The sequence below is a fragment of the Thermus arciformis genome (genome assembly GCF_900102145.1).
GTDB lineage: Bacteria > Deinococcota > Deinococci > Deinococcales > Thermaceae > Thermus > Thermus arciformis.
In genome coordinates, this window is record NZ_FNBC01000032.1 from 1 (window position 1) to 20,112 (window position 20,112).

Here is a 20,112-nt window from a genome sequence, read left to right on the forward strand (position 1 = left end):
TCCTTCCCCTGGACCTTCCCGAGGGGGCGGAGCTCTACCTGGACCGGGGGTACGAGAGCCATCTGTACGAGGACCTCCTCCGGGAGGCCCAGGAGGTTGTTCCCATGGTCATCCGCAGGAGGAACAGCCGGCGGTATCTCCCTTGGATGCAGTACCTGGCCATCGTGGGGCGGAGGGTGGTGGAGACGGTGGGGAGCATGCTCCATCACCTCTTCCCCAGGCGCATCCACGCCGTGACCCAGGAGGGTTTCGTCATCAAAGTTCTCACCTTCGTCCTGGCCCATAACATCAGTCTCCTGACCCAGAAGATGGCTGGGTAGCAACTTGGGTTGTCCTAAGTCCGCTCCAGGATCTCCACGACCAGGGCGGCCCCGATCAGATTGGCCCCGAGGTCGCGCCGGATGCGCTCGGCCTTGGCCATCCTCAGGAGGTCTTCCTCCCGGAAGTACCAGGTGCCTCCCACCTCCAGGGGCTCCACGAAGCCGATCTCCACGTAGGCCCGCACGGCGGCCAGGGAAAGGCCGTGTTCGGCGAGGGCCTCGAGGGAAAGCCAGGGGCTACGCGCGAGCATAGTAGGCCTCCGCGAGCTTCTTCCAGAGGGCTTCCTCCTCGGGGGTGAGGCGCTCGGGGATGGTGAGGCGCACCTCCAGGTAGAGGTCCCCTCGGCCCCTCGGCCCAGGGAAGCCCTTACCCCTTAGCCGGAGCTTCCTTCCCGCCTGGGTCCTGGGGGGGACGGTGACCTCCACGGGGCCTTCCAGGGTCATGGCCCGCACCTTCCCCCCCACCACGGCGATGGGGGCGGGGACGTCTAAGGTGGCGTAGAGGTCCTGGCCCTCGAGGCGGAAGACGGGGTGGGGGAGGAGGCGCACCACGAGGAGGAGGTCCCCAGGAGGGTTCCCCTGCCCCCCCATCCCCGGCACCCGGATCATGCTCCCCTCCTGGACCCCGGGAGGGATGCGCACCGTCACCCGCTTCCCCCCCACCTCCACCACCCGCTCCCCCCCGTGGAAGGCCTCCTCCAGGGTGAGGGGAAGCTCAGCGCGGAGGTCCCGCCCCTTGCGGCTCCGCCCGAAGCCCCCGAAGAGGCCCGGGCCGAAGAGTTCCTGGAAGAAGTCGGAGAAGTCCCCCACGTCAAACCCGGAGAAGTCGTACCCCCCGGGAGGGGGCGGAGGTGGGGCCTGGGTGGTGCCGTAGGTGTCGTAGATTTTGCGCTTTTCAGGGTCGGAGAGGACGGCGTAGGCCTCGTTGATCTCCTTGAACTTCTCCTCCGCCTCGGGGCTTTTGTTCACGTCGGGGTGGTACTGGCGGGCCAGGCGCTTGTAGGCCCTCTTGATCTCTTCCTGGGTGGCGTTTTTGGGCACCCCGAGGATGGCGTAGTAGTCCTTCATGGTCTACTCCAGGTCGGCTTCTTCCGGCTTCTCCTCCCCCACGGCCACCCGGGCCGGGCGCACCAGGGCCTCCCCCAGGCGGAAGCCCCGCTGGAAGACCCGGGCCACCTTGCCGGGCTCCCCGGGGAGGAGGCCCACGGCCTCGTGGTACCTGGGGTCAAAGGCCTCCCCTTCCCCGGGCACCTCCTCCACCCCAAGGCCCGCCAGGATGCGGAAGAAGCCCTCCCGGGTGGCCCTCACCCCCTGGCGGATGCTCTCGGGGTTCGCCTCGGCGAACTCCAGGGCCCGCTCCAGGTCGTCCAGGATGGGAAGGAGGGCCCTTAACGCCTTGAGCATGCCTTCCCGCTCCCGCGCCTTGAGCTCCTCCTCCATGCGCTTGCGGTAGTTGTCAAAGTCGGCGAGGAGGCGGAGGTACTTGTCCTTAAGGCCCTTAAGCTCCTCCTCCGCCGCCTTCAGGCGCTCCTCCAAGGCCTGGGCCTCCTGGCCCACGGCCTCTAGGTCCTTCTCCAGGGTGTTCTCGTGGTCCCTCTCCTCCATGGGCCCTCCTTAAGGGGGCCCCACCCCTTGGGGCGGGGCCCCGGTCTTCCGCCTCACTCCGCGGGCTTGTAGTCGGCGTCCACCACGTCGTCCGGCCCCTTGCCCGAGGCGGTGGCCGTGGCCTCCCGCTCGTAGGCCTCCACCGCCTTGAGGAGCTCTTCCGTGGCCGCCTTCAGCTCGGGGTCGGGGGCGTCCCGCTCCACGAGCTCCTTGGCCTTCTGGATGGCGGCCTCGAGGCGGGCCCTGGCCTCGGGGGTCCCCTGCTTCTCCTGCAGGAGCCGCTCCGCCTGGACGCGGGCCGAGTCCAGGGTGTTCTTGAGCTCGGCGTGCTCCCTGCGGCGGCGGTCCTCCTCGGCGTGGCGCTGGGCCTCCTCAATGATCCGCTGGATCTCCTCCTCGGAGAGGGTGGTGGTGTTCTGGATGGTGATGGAGGCCTCGCGCCCGGTGGACTTCTCCTTGGCGGTCACGTGGAGGATGCCGTTGGCGTCAATGTCAAAGCAGACCTCAATCTGGGGAACCCCGGCGGGCATGGGGGGGATGCCCTCCAAGCGGAAGCGGCCCAGGCTCTTGTTGTCTTGGGCCATGGGGCGCTCCCCCTGGAGGACGTGGATCTCCACGGCGGTCTGGTTGTGCTCGGCGGTGGTGAAGATCTCGCACTTGCGGGTGGGGATGGTGGTGTTCCGGGGGATGAGGACGGTCATCACCCCGCCCTTGGTCTCCACGCCCAGGGAGAGGGGGGTGACGTCCAGGAGGACCACGTCCCGCACCTCCCCCGTGAGCACCCCGGCCTGGATGGCCGCCCCCATGGCCACCACCTCGTCGGGGTTCACGGAGCGGTTGGGCTCCTTGCCCAATAGCTCCTTCACCACCCGCTGCACCGCGGGCACCCTCGTGGCCCCGCCCACGAGGATCACCTCGTCAATCTGGGCGGGGGTGAGGCCCGCGTCCTTCAGGGCCTGCTCCACGGGGCCCCGGAGGCGCTTGAGGAGGGGCTCAATCAACTCCTCAAACTTGGCCCGGGTGAGCTTCTTCTCCAGGTGGAGGGGGGTCTTGCTCGCCGGGTCCAGGGCGATGAAGGGCAGGCTGATGGTGGTCTCCAGGGTGCTGGAAAGCTCAATCTTGGCCTTCTCCGCCGCCTCAATGAGCCGCTGCAGGGCCTGGCGGTCGGCCTTGAGGTCCACCCCGTACTCCCGCTTGAACTCCTCGGCGAGCCAGTTGACGATGGCGTGGTCCATGTCGGACCCGCCCAGGTGGGTGTCCCCGGAGGTGGACTTCACCTCAAAGACCCCTTCCCCGATCTCCAGCACCGTGACGTCAAAGGTCCCGCCCCCCAGGTCAAAGACGAGGACGGTCTCGTTCCCCTTCTTGTCCAGGCCGTAGGCCAAAGCGGCGGCGGTGGGCTCGTTGATGATGCGCAAGACCTCAAGCCCCGCGATCCTTCCGGCGTTGGCCGTGGCCTCCCGCTGGGCGTTGTTGAAGTAGGCGGGCACGGTGATCACCGCCTTGGTGATCTTCTCCCCGAGCTTCTTGGAGGCGTCCTCCACCAGCTTGCGGAGGATCATGGCGCTGATCTCCTCGGGGGTGTAGAGCTTGCCCTTGACCTCCACCCGCACGCCCCCGTCGGGCCCGGGGACCACCTTGTAGGGCACCCGCTTGGCCTCCTCCTGGACCTCCTCAAAGCGGCGCCCGATGAAGCGCTTGATCTCAAAGATCGTCCCCTCGGGGTTCAAGACCGCCTGGCGCTTGGCCATGCGGCCCACCAGGGTCTCCCCGTCGCGGAAGGCCACCACGCTGGGGGTGGTACGCTCCCCCTCGGCGTTTTCCAACACCACCGGCTTGCCGCCCTCCAGGACGGCGATCACGCTGTTGGTGGTACCCAGGTCAATGCCCACTGCCTTGGCCATAGTGCACCTCTCCCTTTAAGCATAAGCGATCCGGAGAGGTTTTGTCAAGAGACTTGAGCGTATTTGTGTCATGGTGGCTTGGGCTACCCGGCCTTTCCCCTCTTCGTGTACCTTAGGGAAAGACATGTCCCGCTTGCCTTTGAACTTTCTGATCTTCCTCTTGGGCCTCCTCTTCCTGGCCTGGGCCTTCAGCCTGGCGGGGACCACGGGCAGCGCCGGGGGGGCGGTGAACTACACCACCTTCCTCGAGGACCTCAAGGCGGGCCGGGTGAAGGAGGTGGTGGTGCGCTCCGGGGAGACGCGCATCCAGGGGACCCTGGTGGACGGCTCGCCCTTCACCACCTACGCCGCAAGCCCCCCCGACAACGCCACCCTCGAGGCCTGGACGCGCCAGGGGGTGAGCGTCCGGGTGGAACCCCCTCAGGGGCAAAGCGTTCTCGGTTTCCTCTGGCCCCTCCTCCTGGTGGGCCTCCTCATCGGGGCCCTCTTCTACTTCTCCCGCAGCGGACGGGCTGGCCCCTCGGACTCCGCCTTCAGCTTCACCAAAAGCCGGGCCAAGGTCCTCACCGAGGCCCCCAAGGTCACCTTCAAGGACGTGGCCGGGGCCGAGGAGGCCAAGGAGGAACTCAAGGAGATCGTGGAGTTCCTGAAAAACCCCGGCCGCTTCCACGAGATGGGGGCCAGGATCCCCAAGGGGGTCCTCCTGGTGGGGCCTCCGGGGGTGGGGAAGACCCACATCGCCAGGGCGGTGGCCGGGGAGGCCCGGGTGCCCTTCATCACCGCAAGCGGCTCCGACTTCGTGGAGATGTTCGTGGGGGTAGGGGCGGCAAGGGTCCGGGACCTCTTTGAGACCGCCAAGCGCCACGCCCCTTGCATCGTCTTCATTGACGAGATTGACGCCGTGGGAAGGAGGCGGGGAAGCGGGGTGGGGGGCGGGAACGACGAGCGGGAGCAGACCCTGAACCAGCTCCTGGTGGAGATGGACGGCTTTGAGAAGGACTCCACCATCATCGTCATGGCCGCCACCAACCGCCCGGACGTTCTGGACCCGGCCCTCCTCCGGCCCGGGCGCTTTGACCGGCAGATCGCCATAGACGCCCCCGACGTCAAGGGCCGGGAGCAGATCCTGAGGATCCACGCCCGGGGCAAGCCCCTGGCGGAGGACGTGGACCTGGCCCTTCTCGCCAAGCGCACCCCGGGCTTCGTGGGAGCCGACCTGGAGAACCTCCTGAACGAGGCCGCCCTCCTCGCCGCCCGGGAGGGGCGGAAGAAGATCACCATGAAGGACCTGGAGGAGGCCGCCGACCGGGTGATGATGGGCCCGGCCAAGAAGAGCCTGGTCCTCACCCCCCGCGACCGCAGGATCACCGCCTACCACGAGGCGGGGCACGCCCTGGCCGCCCACTTTCTGGAGCACGCCGACGGGGTGCACAAGGTGACCATCGTCCCCCGGGGGAGGGCCTTGGGCTTCATGATGCCGAGGCGGGAGGACATGCTCCACTGGTCCAGAAAGCGCCTTCTGGACCAGATCGCCGTGGCCTTGGCGGGGCGGGCGGCGGAGGAGCTGGTCTTTGAGGACGTGACCACCGGGGCGGAAAACGACTTCCGCCAGGCCACGGAGCTCGCCCGGCGCATGATCACCGAGTGGGGGATGCACCCCGAGTTCGGCCCCGTGGCCTACGCCCTCCGGGAGGACACCTACCTGGGGGGCTACGATGTGCGCCAGTACTCCGAGGAGACGGCGAAGCGCATTGACGAGGCGGTGCGCCGCCTCATTGAGGAGCAGTACCAGAGGGTGAAGGCCCTCCTCCTGGAGAAGCGGGAGGTTCTGGAGCGGGTGGCGGAGACCCTCCTGGAGCGGGAGACCCTCACCGCAGAGGAGTTCCAGAAGGTGGTGGAGGGCCTACCCCTGGAGGAGCCCAAGGCCTCGGAGCCCAAGGAGGAGAAGGAAGCGCCCCGGGTGGTACCCAAGGTCAAGCCCGGGGGGGCCTTGGGCGGGGCCTGAGTACCCCCCCCATGCTGGCTGGCCAGGGCCTCCCGTGGGGCGGGGGCTTAGAAGAAGGCCTAAACCCGGGGAGGGCATCCTCCCCGGGGGAAGGGAATACCTTACTTCTTGACCTTTTCCTTAAGGGCCTTGCCCGGCTTGAAGGCGGGGTACTGGGTGGCGGGGATCTTGATCTTCTCCTTGGTGCCGGGCTTCACGCCGGTGCGGGCCTTGCGCTTGCGCACCTCAAAGGTGCCGAAGCCGGTGAGCTGCACCTTGTTGCCGCCCGCCAGGGCCTCTTCCACCTTGCCCAAAAAGGCGTCCACCGCGGCCTTAACGTCCTTCTTTTTGAGCCCGGTGGCGGCGGCCACCTGATCCACCAGATCCGCTTTGGTTACCGTCTTCTTTGCTGCCATTCTTCACCTCCTTCCTCTTTTCCCTTCCGGGCGGACTATATCACGCCTCAAGAGCCTCCCGCAATACCCCTGGCCATTTCTATACCTGTGTATAGCTATGTGTGATAACGAAAGCATTGGCTCTAGCGGTACCGGGGGGGGAGAAGTTCCCGTACCCGGGCTTCTATCTCCCGGGTGAGGTTTTCCAGCTCCTGGTGGGTGACCTTGCTTTTCCTTGGAACGGGGATGGGCTCCCCGTAGACCACCCGGACGGGGCGGCGGAGCCGGAAGAGCTTCCTCCCCACGGGCCAGGCCTCCTCCGTGCCCGTGACCGCCACGGGCACCACCGAGGCGCCCGTGCGCAGGGCGATGGCCGCCACCCCGGTTTTGAAGGGCTGGAGCTTCCCGGTGCGGCTCCTGGTGCCCTCGGGGAAGATGCCGAAGGCCATCCCCTTTTCCAGGGCCCGGATGGCGTTTTTGATGGCGGCGAGGTCCCCCGCCCCCCGCTCCACGGGGATGGCGTAGAGGCGGGGAAGGAGCCAGGAGAGAAGGGGGAGCCGGAAGACGTCCGCCCGGGCGAGGAAGCTCACCGGCCGCCTGACCCCGGCCCCGATGGCGATGGGGTCCAGGATGGAGAGGTGGTTGGCCGCCAGGATCACCGGGCCCCTTGGGGGCACCCTTTCTGCCCCCTCCACCCGGTAGCCGAAGAGGAGGTGAAGAAGGAACCGGGCCAGGCACCAAGCGGCCCGGTAGACGGGGTTGGGCTTCGTGGCCTCCACGGCCCTCAGTCTAAGGCGCGCAGGGCGCGGAGGGCTTCCAGGTGGGCGAGCCTCAGGGGCTCGGGGAGGCGGAACCGGGTGGGAAGGCCCTTCACGAGGGCCAGGGCCTCCTCGAGGCCCACCCGGTGCCCCGGGGAGACGTAAAGGGGTCTGACCCCGGTGCGGCTCCGGTAGGCGTAGCCCACGGGGCGGCCGTCTGGGGCGAGGAGGCGCACGGCGCTTCCCGCCTCCCGGGGGAGGGGCCTTTCGGGCCGGCCGAAGAGGAGGCTTTTGGCCACCCCCACGCTCGGGAGGTCCAGGTGGACCCCCAGGTGGCTGGCGATGCCCAGGCCCCTGGGGTGGGCGATGCCCTGGCCGTCCACCAGGAGGGCCTCCGGGGCCTCGGGGAGGGCCTTTAGGGCCTCGAGGTAGGCGGGGGCCTCCCGGAAGGAGAGGAAGCCCGGCACGTAGGGGAAGAGCTCCTCCTCGGGCACCTGGGCCTTGCCCACCTGGAGGGGGCCCTTTTCCAGGTCGTAAAGGAGGGCCACGGCCACGAGGGGCCTCCCCGGCTTGTGGGAGGCGTCTAGGGCGGCGAGGCGCCTCACCCCCTCCAGGCTTCCCTCCACCACCACCTTGGCGGCGAGGGGCTTCTGGAGGGCTTGGGCCTCCTCCAGGTCCTTCGGCCTGGGGAAGGGCGGAACCTCCACTAGCTCACCTCTCTCAGCCGATCCAGCACCTCCTGGTCCGAGGGGTCCACCCCGTAGAGGAGGGCGAGGTAGTAGGCGGTCCAGGCCAGGCGGTACCAGAGGGCCACGGCCTGGGCCAGGCGGCTTCCCTCGGGGGCGGGCACCTCGGCGAGGGCGTCCACCCGGGTCTCCAGGATCTCCTTGGCCAAGGAGGCGGCCTCCCCCCCGCCCAGGAGGACGGCGGCCAGGGGGTCGCCCTGCTCGTGGCGGGCCTCGAGGCCCGTGAGGAAGAACTCCAGGGCGCTAAAGGGCGGGGTCAGGGAGAGGCTTTTGCCGATGCGGGCGAAGAGGCTTTGCGCCGCCTCTTCCAGGGGGCGGAAGAAGGGGCTAAAGAAGAGGGGAAGCCTTTCCAAGAGGGTGTAGGCCAGGAACTTGGCGGGGTTTTCCTCCAGGGGCACCTCGGGGGTCAGGCGTCGCCTTTCCCGGAGGAGGGCCTCGTCCACCTCCCTTAAGGCCTCCTCCTCCCCCGTGGCCAGGAGGAGGAAGCGGAGGTAGCGGTAGGGGCTTAGGGGGCTTGGGGCCAGGTAGACCTCGGCGCCCTCCCGGAAGCCCACCCGCACCACCTTGGCCCTACCCGTCTCCGCCATGAGGCCCATGGCCGCGGCCTCTCCCAGGTCGTACCCGCCCTCGAGGAGGAAGAGGGTCCCTTCCTCCACCCACTCCGGGAGGGAGAGGAGCCGGGCGGCGAACCACCCTTCCCCGTAGGCCAAAACCCCGTGGGGGCCGGGGTAGGGGGCGGGGGGCACGGGGCCTGTGCCCACCAGGTCGCGAAGCTCCAAGGCCAGGCCCCTCCGGTCCACCAGGTAGGTCTCCTCGCGGTCCAGGTCGCGCATACCCCTTATGCTAACCCCCGTGCGGCCCTGCGTCCTCAAACCCGTGCCCCGCATCTGGGGAGGAAGCGGCCTGGGCTTCGGCCCGGGGATCGGTGAGGTGTGGCTTTGCGAGGCGCCCCTTCTCGTGAAGCTCCTGGACCCGGCGGACTGGCTTTCCGTCCAGGTGCACCCGCCCCACGCCTACGCCCTAAAGGTGGAGGGTAAGCCGGGCAAGTACGAGGCCTGGTACGTCCTCTCCCCCGGGGAGATCGTCTACGGCTTTAGCCGCCCCCTGGACCTCGAGGAGGCGCGGAGGCGGGCCCAGGAGGGCACCTTGGACGAGGTCTTGAACCGGGTGCGGGTGGCGCCGGGCCAGGTGGTCTACCTGCCCGCGGGGGTGGTGCACGCCCTGGGGCCTGGGGTGCGGGTCTACGAGGTCCAGACCCCCTCGGACCTCACCTACCGCCTCTACGACTACGGCCGCCCCCGGGAGCTCCACCTGGAGAAGGCCCTGGAGGTGGCCCTCCTGGAGCCCACCCCCATCCCCCCCGTCTTCCCTGAGCCCGTGCCGGGCGGGGAGCGGCTTCTTTCCACCCCCTACTTCCGGCTTGACCGCTACCCCCTAAAGGGGCGGCTTGCCCTGAGGCCGGAGGCCCCTCTGGTCCTCACCCTGCTCGCGGGGGAGGCGGCCCTCGGGGAGGAGACCTTGAGGCCCTTCGCCACCCTGCTCCTCGAGGCCGGGGAGGAAGCCCTCCTGGAAGGGGAAGGGCTCCTTTTGGGGGCTAGCCCGAAAGCCTCCTAAAGAGGGCTTCCACCCTGGGGGGAGGCCTCTCCCCGAGCTCTTCCCAGAGCTTCTTCCGATAGCGCTCCAGGTGGGCGAGGGCCCGGGCCCGCTGCCCTCGGGCGAGGCACCCCTCCACCAGGGGGAGGAGGGCCTCCTCGTCCAGGGGGTCCAGCTCCAGGAGGCGCTCCAGGTACCTGGGCTCCCCCTTCTGGAGGAAAAGGGCCCGCACCCGGTGGAAGACCGCCTCCCGCTTCCGGTCCAGGAGGGGGTGGTCCAGGCCCGGGAAGAGGGGCTCCCGGTAGAGGGCGAAGGCGGCCTCCGCGTCCTCCCGCCTCAGGGCCTCCTCCAGGGCGTGGAGGTCGCAGGCCAGGTGCCTAAGTCCCTCCTCCCCCAGGTAGGTGGGGAGGCCCCAGGGCTCCAGGGCCTTCCTGAGGCGGTTCAGCCAGACGTAGAGGTTGTTCAAGGCGGCCTCCTCGGAGAGGTCGGGCCAGAGGGCGTAGGCCACCTCCTCCCGGGGCAGGCCCAGGAGGAGGAGGGCGAAGACCTCCCGGGCCTTGCCCTTGAGCTCCACCCCGCCCAGGGGGTTCCTCACCCGGAAGCCCCCCAGGACCTCCACCCGGAGGGGAGGGATCTCGGCAAGCCGCAGGGCCACGGCCTCCTTCCAGCCGCTCCTCAAGACCTCCTCCAGGGGGTAGGCCCGGGCGAGCTCCGGGCGCTTCCGGGGCAGGAGCCCAAGGGGGACGAGGCCGGGGAGAACCCGCTCCCCGGCGTCCGTGAGGGAGAGGAGGGCCTCGAGGTCTTCCTCCTCCCGCAGGAGGCGGTAGCGGGCGGCGTGCCAGTAAAGCCTCTCCTCCCGCTCCTCGGGGCGCGGGGGGAGGAGGGCGGGGTCTTCCCGGAGGAGGGCCCGGGCGAGGGCGGGGAGGAAGCCCCGAAGGCCTTTCAAAAGCCCGGGGTCCCGGCGGAGGCTGGCGAGGAGGGCCCTTCCCCGCTCCACCAGGTAGGGGTTTTCCAAGAGCTCCGCCTGGGCCACGAGGCGGGCGAGGGTCTCGGCGTCCTCCTCCAGGTGGGCGAGGAGCATCCGGGCCTCGAGGGCGGCCAAGGGGTGGCCCTCGGCCTCCTGGGCCCGCCTCAGGTGTTCCCGGGCCCTCTCCCGCTCCCCCAGGAGGAGGTAAAGCCGCCCCAGGTCGCGGAGGTGCCCCGCCAGGTTGGCGGGCCCGAGGGGCCCGAGGCGCTCCACGGCCTCCTCCAGGGCGGCGATCCGGCCGAGGAGGCTTCCTTCCCGCTCAAAGCGCAGGAAGGCCAGGTTGGTGAGGGGGGCGAGGCGGTAGGGGCTCCCCGGGGGAAGCCGCCTCAGGGCCTCCTCCAAAAGGGCCTCCGCCTCCTCGGGCCTCCCCTCCTCGTAGGGGACGCGGGCGGCGTCGTTGAGGAAGCGCCCGGCGAGCTCCCCCCCCACCCGGTCCAAGAGGGCGAGGCCCCGCTCCAGGTGGGCCCGGGCCTCGGGGAGGGCCTTCCCCAGGAGGGGTTCGGCCTCGTAGTAGGCGAGGTGCCCGAGGGCCTGAAGGGCCAAGGCGGGGTCCTCCTCCCGGGCCAGGGGCTCCAGGAGGGCGAACCCCTCCCGCCTCCCCACCTGCAAAAGGGCCTCCCCCAGGCGGAGCCGGGTGCGGGGCCCGCCCCGCCGCAGGAGGCCCTCCCAGGCCAAGAGCTTTTCCGCGGGGATGGGGAGGGGGATGGGGCTTTCCAGGAGGCGGAGGAGCTCCGCCTCGAGGCCCGCCCCGAAGAGGGCCTCGGCCCAAAGCTCCGGGGGAAGCCTCCCCTCGGCCTTCCGCACCGCCTCCTGGACCTCCGCCCTCAGGGTCCCCTGGGCCATCTCCCGGAGGAGGGGGTGGAGGCGGTAGCCCGGGGGGACCCGCTGGAGGAGCCCTTTTTGGAAGAGGCCCTCCGTGACGGGAAGGGCCTTCTCCGCGGGCAGGAGGGGAAGGGCGGCGAGGAGGAGGCCTTCTTGGAACTCCTCCTCCGAGAGGCTTTCCCGCAGGCCCCGGAGGAGGGCCATGGGCTCCGGGGGCCTTCCGGTGAAGGCGGAGAGGAAGAGGGGGAGGGCCCAGCCCCCCGTGGCCCGGTGGGCCTCCCGCCACCCCTCCCTCCCCCCGAAGAGGGCCTCCGCCTCCTCCTCGGTGAAGGCGAGGTCCGGGGCCTTCAGGTGGACGAGCCTTCCCTCGGCGAGGAGCTTGGGGAGCTCGGGGTAGGGGAGGGGCTTTCGGCTCGCCAGGACGAGGAGGCAGGGGAGGGTGCGGAGGAGGGGGGAGAGGGCCTCCTCCCCGGTGAGGTCCTCGAGGACCACCAGGGAGGGCGCCTCCCCCAAGGCGGCCACCACCGCCCCCCAGGGGGCCTCCCGGGGAAGGCCCAGGGCCTCGGCCAGAAGGGCCCTGGGCTCCCCGAGAAGGGCGCTCGCCCAGAAGGTGCGGAGGCCAAGCCTGGAGGCGAGCTGCCCCGCCAGGACGCTCTTGCCGAAGCCCGCGGGGGCCTCGAGGTGGACGGCGAAGCCCGGCTCCTCGGGGAGGAGGTCCAAAAGCCGCCTCCGCTCCACGTAGACCGGGCTTTGCCAGGCCAAGGCCATGGGTATTCCCATTTTACCCGGGGCCGCCCTTGACCAGACCCCCTCCCCGCCCCGAGACTATGGAGTCATGGACCGCCCTTTTCTGGACCTCTCCCCTTGCGGCCCCTTGCGGGGGGCTTTGCGGGTCCCCGGGGACAAGTCCGTGACCCACCGGGGCCTGATGCTTTTGGCCCTGGCCGAGGGGGAGGGGAGGCTCTTCTACCCCTTGAAGGCGGGGGACACCCTCTCCACCGCCCGGGTCCTCAGGGCCCTTGGGGCGGAGATCGCGGAGGAGGGGCCCCACTTCCTCGTGCGGGGAAGGGGCCTTCGCCTGAAGGAGCCCGAGGACGTCCTGGACTGCGGCAACGCCGGGACCCTCATGCGCCTCCTCCTCGGGATTCTCGCCGGGCAGGAGGGGCTTTTCGCCGTGCTCACCGGGGACGCCTCCCTGAGGCGCCGCCCCATGGGCCGGGTGGCCGCCCCCCTCAGGGCCATGGGGGCCCAGCTCCTGGGCCGGGAGGGGGGGAACAAGGCCCCCCTGGCGGTGCGGGGCCAGGGCTTAAAGGGGATCCGCTACACCCTCCCCGTCCCCAGCGCCCAGGTGAAAAGCGCCCTCCTCCTCGCTGGCCTCTTCGCCGAGGGGGCCACGGAGGTGGAGGAGCCCGTGCCCACCCGGGACCACACGGAGAGGCTCTTCCGCCACTTCGGCCTGCCCCTTTGGGTGGAGGGAAACCGCATCCGCACCCAAAGGAGTGGCCCCTTTCCCGCCAAGGACCTCGTGGTGCCCGGGGACTTCTCCTCGGCGGCCTTCTTCCTGGTGGCGGCCCTCGTCACCCCGGGCTCGGAGGTGGTGGTGGAGGGGGTGGGCCTGAACCCCACCCGCACCGGGCTTCTTAGCGTCCTCAAGGCCATGGGGGCGGACCTGGAGTGGCGGGTCCTCGAGGGCGAGGCGGGGGAGCCCGTGGGCTGGGTGCGGGCCCGGCATGGCCCCCTGAAGGGGGTGGCCGTGGACCCCGGCCTCATCCCCCTCATGGTGGACGAGGTGCCCGCTTTGGCCGCGGCCGCCGCCTGGGCGGAAGGGGAGACCTACATCCCGGGCCTTGCCGAGCTCAGGGTGAAGGAGTCCGACCGGGTGGCCGCCATCGCCCAAAACCTCCGGGCTTTGGGCGTGGAGGTGGAGGAGGGCGAGGACTGGCTCAGGATCCGGGGCGGGGGGGTGCGGCCCGGGGAGGTGGAGCCTTTCCACGACCACCGCATCGCCATGGCCTTCGCCGTGGCCGGGCTTCCCGTGGGGGTCAGGGTCTGGGAGCCCGGGTGGGCGGAGATCTCCTACCCCGGCTTCTTCCAGGACCTGAAGAGGCTATGCGCGGCATCGTGACCATTGATGGCCCCTCGGCCTCGGGGAAAAGCTCCGTGGCCAAGCGGGTGGCGGAGGCCCTGGGGGTCCCCTACCTCTCCAGCGGCCTCCTCTACCGGGCGGCGGCCCTTCTCGCCTTAAGGGCAGGGGTGGACCCCGCCGACGAGGCGGCGCTCCTGGAACTGCTGCAGCGGTTCCGGGTGCGCCTCCTCCCGGGGAGGGAGAACCGGGTCTTGGCCGACGGGGAGGACCTGACGCCCCACCTTCACACCCTCGAGGTGGACCGCCTGGTCTCGGAGGTGGCCCGCCTCCCCCGGGTGCGGGCCTGGGTGAACGCCCGCCTCAAGGAGGTGCCCCCGCCCTTCGTGGCCGAAGGGCGGGACATGGGCACCGCGGTCTTCCCGGAGGCCCCCCACAAGTTCTACCTCACCGCCCGGCCGGAGGTCCGGGCCCAACGGAGGGCCAAGGAGCGGCCCGAGGCCTACGAGGCCATCCTGCGAGACCTCCTCGCCAGGGACGAGAAGGACAAGGCCCAAAGCGCCCCCGCCCCCGAGGCCCTCCTCCTGGACACCAGCGACCTCACCCTGGAGGAGGTGGTGGCCTGGGTCCTGGAGCGGATCAAGGACTAGCCATGGTCCCTGGGGCCAAGGAGCGACCCGTCCAGGAGTTTTTGAACCTGGTCCTTTACCGCCCCCTGGCCCACCTCCTGGTGCGCCCCCTGCTTTCCACCCCGGTCAAGCCCCACCACCTGGTCCTCTTCCACACCCTCTTGGTCCTCCTCGCCGCCTGGCTTCTCCTTAGGGGCGAGGACCTCCTTGCGGCCTTTCTCCTCCAGGCCAAGACCGTCCTGGACAACGCCGACGGGCAGCTCGCCCGCCTTAGGGGCGAGGCCACGGAGCTTGGGCGCTACCTGGACACCGAGCTGGACTTCCTGGGAAACCTGGCCCTCTTTTGGGCCCTCGGCCTCCGCACGGGGGAGATGGACAGGGCCCTTCTCGCCTTCCTGGTCTTCACCCTGGTCCAGTCCTACGACTTCAACCTGGAAAGGCTCTACCGCTTGGCCCGGGGGCTTCCCCTTCCCCGGGAGGTCCAGGACCCCGAAACCCCCCTCCTCCGCCTCCTCCGGGGGGTGTACCGCCTCCTCTTCCTGCCCCAGGACCGGGGCATCGTGGCCCTGGAGGTCTTCCTCCAGAGGCGCTTCCGCCTGATGCCCCTTCGCTTTTGGGACGAGTGGGCCTTGGCCGGGGTGGTGAACCTCGGCCTCACCACCCAGCTCTTCTTCCTGGGGGTCTTCCTCCTCTCCCGCCAGCCTGGGGCCTACCTCACCTTCGCCCTCCTCCAGGGCGTGTATCTTGGGCTTTGGTACCTATGGAGGATCACCCGCAGTATCCCATCCCCACGGTAGGGGCCCTGGTGGAAAAGGGGGGCCTTGTGCTCCTCGTGCGCACCGCCAAGTGGCGGGGGCTATGGGGGGTGCCCGGGGGAAAGGTGGCCTGGGGGGAAGGCCTGGAGGAGGCCTTGCGGCGGGAGTTTCGCGAGGAGGTGGGGCTGGAGCTTTTTAGGGTCCGCTTCGCCCTGGTGCAGGAGGCCCGCTATAGCCCCGAGTTCCACAAGCCCACCCACATGCTCCTCCTCAACTACTTCGCCGAGGCGGAAGGGGAGGTGCGCCCGAACGAGGAGATCCTGGAGTGGGCCTGGGTGGAGCCCGAGGGGGGGCTTTCCTACCCCTTGAACTCCTTCACCCGGGTCCTCCTGCAGAGGTATTTGGAGGGGGCATGAGGGTCGCCCTGGTGACGGGGAGCGCCAAGGGGATCGGCCGGGCCGTCCTCCTGGCCCTGGCCAAGGAGGGCTTCCACGTGGCCGTCCACTACCGCACCTCCGAGGGCCTGGCCGAGGCCACCCGCCAGGAGGCGGAGGCCCTTGGGGTGAAGGCCATCAAGGTGCGGGCCGACCTCACCCGGGAAGAGGAGGTGGAGGGGCTTTTGGAGGAGGTGCGCTACCACCTGGGCGGGGTGGGGGTTTTGGTCAACAACGTGGGGGACTATCTCTATAAGCCTATAGAGGAGGTGAGCCTCGAGGAGTGGCGCTGGATCCTGGACACCAACCTCACCGCCACCTTCCTCCTCACCCAGAAGACGCTTCCCCTCATGGTGGCCCAGGGCTATGGCCGCATCGTCAACCTGGGCTATGCTGGGGCTTCAAACCTCCTCGCCCGGCCCCACATCACCCCCTACGTCATCGCCAAGACCGGGGTCATCCTCTACACCAAGGCCATCGCCAAGCGCTTCGCCGCAAGCGGCATCACCGCCAACGTGGTGGCCCCCGGGGTGGCGGAGAACTCCGTTTCCAAGCCCCTCCACGAGATTCCCATGGCCCGCCTGGCCCTTCTTGAGGAGATCGCCCGGGCGGTGCTCTTCTTCGTGCGGGAGCCTTACCTCACGGGGCAGGTCCTGGAGGTGGCGGGGGGGTGGAACCTTTAGCCCATCATGACGTGCTAAACTGGGGCCGTGGGCCGGAACCTCACCCTGAGGCTTCCCGAGGACCTGGTGCGCCGGGCCCAGGAGGAGGCGCTGCGCCGGGGAAAGAGCCTCAATGCCTTCGTGGAGGCCCTTCTGCGGGAGGCCGTGGGGGGCGAGGAGGGCGAGGCGCTTGCCCGGCAGCTTTCCTGGATGCGCCGGGGGCTCTACCGGACCGGGGGCGAGCCCTTGCCCCCCCGGGAGGAGCGGCATGCCCGCGGGGCTTGAGTTCGTGGACACCAACGTCCTGGTCTACGCCTACGACCTCTCCTCGCCCGGGAAAAGGGCGCGGGCCCTTGCCCTTCTGGAGCCGCTTCTTTTGGAGAGAAGGCTAGCCCTCTCCCTGCAGGTGCTCCAGGAGTTTTATGTGGTGGTCACCCGCAAGATCGCCGAGCCCCTGGACGGGGAGACCGCCAGGCAGATCCTGGCGGACCTGGGAAAGGCCCGCCTGCACCTGCCCACCCTGGAGGATGTCCTGGCCGCATCCCTTCTTTCCGAGCGGCACCGCCTCGCCTTCTGGGACGCCATGGTCCTGCAAAGCGCCAAGGCTTTGGGGGCCAAGGTGGTGTGGAGCGAGGACCTCCACCCCGCTTCCTACGGAGGGGTGCGGGTAAAGAACCCCTTTGCGTGATACCCTGGCTTCGTGGACGGAAACGCTCCCGAACCCCAGTACTGGGAAAAGATGCGCCTGGTGGCCGAGGTCCTGAAGGCGGTGGAGGGCCCCATCTACATCGCCACCCACGTGGACCCGGACGGGGACGCCATCGGAAGCTCCCTGGGGCTTTACCGGGCCCTCAAGGCCCTGGGCAAGGACGCCCGCTGGGTCGCCGAGCCCCCGCGGTTCCTCCGCTTCCTCCCCAAGGAGGAGGAGTACTCCGACCCCGTGGAGAAGCTTCCTCCCGGGGCCACCCTGGTGGCCTTGGACAGCGCCGAGCCCTCGAGGGTGGTGGGGGTCCCCGTGGAGGGCTTCGTCATCAACATAGACCACCACGGCACCAACCCCCGCTTCGGCCACCTCCACGTGGTGGACCCCTCCAAGGCGGCCACCGCCCAGATGGTGAAGGACCTCATTGACCTCTTGGGCGTGGAGTGGACGGCGGAGATCGCCACCCCCGTCCTCACGGGCATCCTCACGGACACCGGCAACTTCCGCTTCGCCAACACCACCCCCGAGGTGCTTCGGGTGGCGGCGGAGCTTTTGGGCTACGGGGTGAAGCTCGCCGAGCTCACCGACCGCCTCCAGTTCCGCCCCCCCTCCTACTTCCGCCTCATGGGGCAGGTCCTTTCCACGGTGGCCTTCCACTTTGGCGGGCTCCTCGTCACCGCCCACCTCCCCGAGGAGGCCAGGCGGGAGGAGGAGGACTCCGACGACTTCGTGGGCCTCATCCGCTACGTGGAGGGCAGCGTGGTCTCGGTCTTCCTCCGCAAGCGGGAGGAGGGGGTGAAGGTCTCCATCCGCTCCCGGGGCGGGGTTTCGGCCCAGAACATCGCCCTAAAGCTCGGGGGCGGCGGGCACGTCCCCGCCGCCGGGGCCACCCTGAAGGGCCTGGACCTGGACCAGGCCTACGAGAAGGTCCTCGAGGCCGTTCGGGAGGAGCTCACGCGGGCGGGGTACCTCTAGGCCCCGTACTTGAGGAGCTTCCCCGCGTGGGCGAGGAGGAGGGGCATGAGCTCCACCCCTCGGAGGTGGCCGAGGCTTCCCCTTTGGGCCTCCCTCTCCGTGAAGCGCCTCGCCTCGTCCGCCCGCAGGTAGGGGGCCTTGAGGAGGAGGGGCACGGGGTGCCAGGAGTGGGCCTTGAGGAGGGCGGGGGTGGAGTGGTCCCCGGTGATGGCGAGGACGTCCGGGCCCAAGGAGAGGATCTCGGGGAGGAGGGCGTCAAAGCGCTCAATCTTCTCCACCTTTCCCCAGAAGTTCCCGTCCTCCCCCATGGCGTCCGTCTTCTTCACGTGGAAGTAGAAGAAGTCGTACCGCCCCCAGTTCTCCCTTAGGGCCTTGAGCTTCCCCTCCAGGGCGTCCCCCTCCCCCTCCACGGGCAGGACCTCCATGCCCACCAGGCTGGCGAGGCCCTTGTACATGGGGTAGCTGGCGATGGCGGCGGGGGTGAGCCCGTAGACCTCCCCCATCCGGGGGAAGCTCGGCCTTTTGGAGGCCCCCCGGAAGAGGGCCCCGTTCATGCGGGGCTCGTCCTCGAGGACCTCCTGGATCCTCTCCGAAAGCAGGTTGACGATCCTGGCCGTCTTCTCCGAGGCCTCGTCCAGGGCCTGGGCCTTTAGGGGGGGCAGGCCCGTCTTCTGGGGGTCGGTGTCCGTCACCCGGTCCTCCAGCCCCTCCCCCCGCAGGATCACCAGGAAGCGGTGCTCGCTTTCCGTGTAGAAGTGGACCTCCACGTCCTCTATGCGGGGGATGGCCTCCTTGAGCTTGGCGATGACCCTCTGGTTTTCTTCCGTGGAGGGCCTTCCCGCCCTGCGGTCCACCACCTTGCCCTCCGCCAGGGTGGCGAAGTTCCCCCTCAGGGCCACGTCCCCCTCCCGGAAGTCGGCCCCGAGGCCCAAGGCGCTCAAAGCCCCTCGGCCCACCACGTAGCGGAAGGGGTCGTAGCCGAAGAGGGCCAGGTGGCCGGGGCCGGAGCCCGGGGCGAGGCCGGGGTAGACGGGGGTGAGGAGGCCTAAGGCGCTTTCCTCCGCCAGGCGGTCCAGGTTGGGCGTTTTGGCGGCCTCGAGCTCCGTGGGCCCCCCCGGCTCCAGGGGAAGCCCCCCCACGCCGTCCAAGACGATGAGGAGGATCTTGCTCGGGGTCTTCTGGGCGAGCTCCTTGAAGACGGGGAAGAGGTCCATGGGGCCATTTTACTAGGGTAAGATGGGCGGGTATGGCGAAGGAGAAGGGCCTAACCCCCCAGAGCCAAGACTTCAGCGAGTGGTACCTCGAGGTCATCCAAAGGGCCGAGCTCGCCGACTACGGGCCCGTGCGGGGCACCATCGTGGTCCGCCCCTACGGGTACGCCCTCTGGGAAAACATCCAGGGGGTTCTGGACCGCATGTTCAAGGAGACGGGCCACCAGAACGCCTACTTCCCCCTCTTCATCCCCATGAGCTTCCTCAAGAAGGAGGCCGAGCACGTGGAGGGGTTCTCCCCCGAGCTCGCCGTGGTCACCCACGCGGGGGGCGAGGAGCTGGAGGAGCCCTTGGCGGTGCGGCCCACCTCGGAGACGGTCATCGGCTACATGTGGTCCAAGTGGATCCGAAGCTGGCGCGACCTGCCCCAGCTTTTGAACCAGTGGGGGAACGTGGTGCGCTGGGAACTGCGCACCCGGCCCTTCCTCCGCACGAGCGAGTTTCTGTGGCAGGAGGGGCACACCGCCCACGCCACCCGGGAGGAGGCGGAGGAAGAGGTGCGGAGGATGCTTGGCGTCTACGCCCGCCTCGCCCGGGAGTACGCCGCCATCCCCGTGATTGAGGGCCTGAAGACCGAGAAGGAGAAGTTCGCCGGGGCCGTCTACACCACCACCATTGAGGCCATGATGAAAGACGGCAAGGCCCTCCAGGCGGGCACCAGCCACTACCTGGGGGAGAACTTCGCCCGGGCCTTTGACATCACCTTCCAGGACAAGGACCTCCAGGTGAAGTACGTCCACACCACGAGCTGGGGCCTCTCCTGGCGCTTCATCGGGGCCATCGTCATGACCCACGGGGACGACAAGGGCCTCGTCCTCCCGCCCCGCCTCGCCCCCATCCAGGTGGTCATCGTCCCCATCTACAAGGAGGAAAGCCGGGAAAGGGTCCTCGAGGCCGCCCAAGACCTCCGCCGGGCCCTTTTGGCCAAGGGCCTTCGCGTCCACCTGGACGACCGGGACCACTACACCCCGGGGTACAAGTTCCACGAGTGGGAGCTCAAGGGGGTGCCCTTCCGCGTGGAGCTCGGGCCCAAGGACCTGGAAGGGGGCCAGGCGGTCTTGGCGAGCCGCCTCGGGGGCAAGGAGACCCTGCCCCTCGCCACCCTCCCCGAGGCCCTGCCCAGGAGGCTTGACGCCTTCCACGAGGAGCTCTACCAAAGGGCCCTGGCCTTCCGGGAGGCCCACACCCGCAAGGTGGACACCTACGAGGCGTTCAAGGAGGCGGTGCAGGAGGGGTTCGCCCTGGCCTTCCACTGCGGGGACAAGGCCTGCGAGAAGCTCATCCAGGAGGAGACCACCGCCACCACCCGCTGCGTGCCCTTTGAGGCCGAAGCGGAGGAGGGCCTTTGCGTCCGCTGCGGGAGGCCTTCCGCCTACGGCAAGCGGGTGGTCTTCGCCAAGGCGTACTGAGGGAAAAGGGCGTTTCCGGGACACCCTTCAAGGGGTG

The 20,112-nt window shown here is 69.4% G+C and carries 21 protein-coding genes and 1 pseudogene; 12 read left to right on the forward strand and 10 right to left on the reverse strand.

Annotated features, from left to right (window positions below; translation table 11 throughout):
• Positions 1–320 (forward strand): annotated as a pseudogene (locus BLP62_RS10205) (IS982 family transposase); the annotation flags it as partial.
• 14 nt (positions 321–334) lie between these two features.
• Here the strand turns inward: BLP62_RS10205 and BLP62_RS10210 are convergent.
• From BLP62_RS10210 to dnaK, 4 genes are read right to left on the reverse strand one after another with little or no spacing between them, the layout of a single operon-like run.
• The gene (locus tag BLP62_RS10210) at positions 335–571 is read right to left on the reverse strand and encodes a chaperone modulator CbpM (protein WP_093008258.1); all 237 of its coding nucleotides are present in this window, start codon (positions 569–571) and stop codon (positions 335–337) included.
• On the reverse strand, positions 558–1,388 hold the full coding sequence (gene dnaJ2 / locus BLP62_RS10215) for a molecular chaperone DnaJ2 (protein ID WP_093008259.1): 831 nt from the start codon (positions 1,386–1,388) through the stop codon (positions 558–560). The genes BLP62_RS10210 and dnaJ2 overlap by 14 nt, the downstream gene beginning before the upstream one ends.
• Before the next feature lie 3 nt (positions 1,389–1,391).
• Positions 1,392–1,925, reverse strand: a complete 534-nt coding sequence (gene gprE, locus BLP62_RS10220) for a nucleotide exchange factor GrpE (RefSeq protein ID WP_093008260.1) — start codon at positions 1,923–1,925, stop codon at positions 1,392–1,394.
• Between the two features lie 53 nt (positions 1,926–1,978).
• Positions 1,979–3,829, reverse strand: a complete 1,851-nt coding sequence (gene dnaK / locus BLP62_RS10225) for a molecular chaperone DnaK (protein WP_093008261.1) — start codon at positions 3,827–3,829, stop codon at positions 1,979–1,981.
• Positions 3,830–3,953: 124 nt separating this feature from the next.
• Between dnaK and ftsH the strand changes: the two genes are divergently transcribed.
• Positions 3,954–5,834 carry an ATP-dependent zinc metalloprotease FtsH gene (ftsH, locus tag BLP62_RS10230; protein WP_093008262.1) on the forward strand — a complete coding sequence of 627 codons (1,881 nt, stop codon included), beginning with the start codon at positions 3,954–3,956 and terminating at the stop codon, positions 5,832–5,834.
• A 101-nt stretch (positions 5,835–5,935) separates the two neighbouring features.
• On the opposite strand, the gene BLP62_RS10235 is transcribed toward ftsH, so the two are convergent.
• The 4 genes from BLP62_RS10235 to BLP62_RS10250 all read right to left on the reverse strand — a co-directional run bounded on the left by BLP62_RS10235 (position 5,936) and on the right by BLP62_RS10250 (position 8,545).
• Positions 5,936–6,229 (reverse strand): HU family DNA-binding protein, encoded by a 294-nt coding sequence (locus BLP62_RS10235; RefSeq protein ID WP_093008263.1) that lies wholly within the window; start codon positions 6,227–6,229, stop codon positions 5,936–5,938.
• Positions 6,230–6,351: 122 nt separating this feature from the next.
• Positions 6,352–6,987 (reverse strand): lysophospholipid acyltransferase family protein, encoded by a 636-nt coding sequence (locus BLP62_RS10240; RefSeq protein WP_093008264.1) that lies wholly within the window; start codon positions 6,985–6,987, stop codon positions 6,352–6,354.
• Between the two features lie 5 nt (positions 6,988–6,992).
• Positions 6,993–7,673, reverse strand: a complete 681-nt coding sequence (locus BLP62_RS10245) for an endonuclease V (protein WP_093008265.1) — start codon at positions 7,671–7,673, stop codon at positions 6,993–6,995.
• Positions 7,673–8,545: an SIS domain-containing protein gene (locus BLP62_RS10250; RefSeq protein ID WP_093008266.1), complete on the reverse strand. Its 873-nt coding sequence runs from the start codon at positions 8,543–8,545 to the stop codon at positions 7,673–7,675. Before BLP62_RS10250 ends, BLP62_RS10245 begins: the two co-directional genes overlap by 1 nt.
• 7 nt (positions 8,546–8,552) lie before the next feature.
• On the opposite strand from BLP62_RS10250, the gene BLP62_RS10255 reads away from it, so the two are divergent.
• Positions 8,553–9,326: a class I mannose-6-phosphate isomerase gene (locus tag BLP62_RS10255; protein ID WP_093008267.1), complete on the forward strand. Its 774-nt coding sequence runs from the start codon at positions 8,553–8,555 to the stop codon at positions 9,324–9,326.
• Here BLP62_RS10255 and BLP62_RS10260 read toward each other — a convergent pair.
• Positions 9,307–11,922: an AfsR/SARP family transcriptional regulator gene (locus BLP62_RS10260; RefSeq protein ID WP_176758196.1), complete on the reverse strand. Its 2,616-nt coding sequence runs from the start codon at positions 11,920–11,922 to the stop codon at positions 9,307–9,309. The two genes, BLP62_RS10255 and BLP62_RS10260, sit on opposite strands and share 20 nt — an antisense overlap.
• 67 nt (positions 11,923–11,989) lie before the next feature.
• Here BLP62_RS10260 and aroA point away from each other — a divergent pair, with 67 nt between their 5' ends.
• From aroA to BLP62_RS10300, 8 genes are read left to right on the forward strand one after another with little or no spacing between them, the layout of a single operon-like run.
• Positions 11,990–13,279 (forward strand): 3-phosphoshikimate 1-carboxyvinyltransferase, encoded by a 1,290-nt coding sequence (gene aroA / locus BLP62_RS10265; RefSeq protein WP_093008269.1) that lies wholly within the window; start codon positions 11,990–11,992, stop codon positions 13,277–13,279.
• Positions 13,264–13,887, forward strand: coding sequence for a (d)CMP kinase (gene cmk / locus BLP62_RS10270; protein ID WP_093008270.1), 624 nt, complete (start codon positions 13,264–13,266; stop codon positions 13,885–13,887). The genes aroA and cmk overlap by 16 nt, the downstream gene beginning before the upstream one ends.
• 2 nt (positions 13,888–13,889) lie before the next feature.
• Positions 13,890–14,663 carry a CDP-alcohol phosphatidyltransferase family protein gene (locus tag BLP62_RS10275; RefSeq protein ID WP_093008271.1) on the forward strand — a complete coding sequence of 258 codons (774 nt, stop codon included), beginning with the start codon at positions 13,890–13,892 and terminating at the stop codon, positions 14,661–14,663.
• A complete protein-coding gene (locus BLP62_RS10280) occupies positions 14,627–15,037 on the forward strand; it encodes an NUDIX domain-containing protein (RefSeq protein WP_093008272.1) in 411 nt (136 codons plus the stop codon). Before BLP62_RS10275 ends, BLP62_RS10280 begins: the two co-directional genes overlap by 37 nt.
• Positions 15,034–15,738, forward strand: coding sequence for a bifunctional dihydropteridine reductase/dihydrofolate reductase TmpR (gene tmpR, locus BLP62_RS10285; protein ID WP_093008273.1), 705 nt, complete (start codon positions 15,034–15,036; stop codon positions 15,736–15,738). The genes BLP62_RS10280 and tmpR overlap by 4 nt, the downstream gene beginning before the upstream one ends.
• A gap of 27 nt (positions 15,739–15,765) precedes the next feature.
• Positions 15,766–16,002 carry a toxin-antitoxin system HicB family antitoxin gene (locus tag BLP62_RS10290; RefSeq protein WP_093008274.1) on the forward strand — a complete coding sequence of 79 codons (237 nt, stop codon included), beginning with the start codon at positions 15,766–15,768 and terminating at the stop codon, positions 16,000–16,002.
• Complete coding sequence (locus BLP62_RS10295) at positions 15,986–16,405, forward strand: PIN domain-containing protein (protein ID WP_093008275.1); 420 nt, start codon at positions 15,986–15,988, stop codon at positions 16,403–16,405. The genes BLP62_RS10290 and BLP62_RS10295 overlap by 17 nt, the downstream gene beginning before the upstream one ends.
• Positions 16,406–16,417: 12 nt before the next feature.
• Positions 16,418–17,395 (forward strand): DHH family phosphoesterase, encoded by a 978-nt coding sequence (locus BLP62_RS10300; protein WP_093008276.1) that lies wholly within the window; start codon positions 16,418–16,420, stop codon positions 17,393–17,395.
• Here the strand turns inward: BLP62_RS10300 and BLP62_RS10305 are convergent.
• Positions 17,392–18,609, reverse strand: a complete 1,218-nt coding sequence (locus BLP62_RS10305) for a 2,3-bisphosphoglycerate-independent phosphoglycerate mutase (protein WP_093008277.1) — start codon at positions 18,607–18,609, stop codon at positions 17,392–17,394. The two genes, BLP62_RS10300 and BLP62_RS10305, sit on opposite strands and share 4 nt — an antisense overlap.
• Positions 18,610–18,641: 32 nt before the next feature.
• On the opposite strand from BLP62_RS10305, the gene proS reads away from it, so the two are divergent.
• Positions 18,642–20,075: a proline--tRNA ligase gene (gene proS, locus BLP62_RS10310; RefSeq protein ID WP_093008278.1), complete on the forward strand. Its 1,434-nt coding sequence runs from the start codon at positions 18,642–18,644 to the stop codon at positions 20,073–20,075.
• Positions 20,076–20,112: the final 37 nt, after the last annotated feature.